This window comes from Peribacillus sp. SIMBA_075, assembly GCF_046534585.1.
Genome location: NZ_JAWRYN010001229.1, coordinates 1 through 249 on the forward strand (window position 1 = coordinate 1; position 249 = coordinate 249).

Consider the following 249-nt stretch of genomic DNA (forward strand, 5'->3'; position numbering starts at 1 on the left):
CGGGTTATTTCCTTCTGCAAAAAATCCCATCGACATAATTTTTACACCGTGACTTACAACCGGAATTGCCGTTTGATCAATCATCGTCGGTTTTTGATTCGTTTCCATCATAGCTGGAATGCTAAAACCATATATATCTGCATCTAATATCCCCACTTTTTTTCCCATACGAGCTAAAGCAGTTGCAAGGTTAATTGTCACTGTTGATTTTCCAACTCCACCTTTACCGCTCGTTACAGTAATAAATCG

Annotated in this window: 1 protein-coding gene; it reads right to left on the minus strand. The window is 39.0% G+C overall.

Annotated elements, in window-relative coordinates; translation table 11 throughout:
* The coding region (locus tag SB775_RS32240) for a P-loop NTPase (protein ID WP_410865362.1) at window positions 1-249 on the minus strand (249 nt) is incomplete at both ends.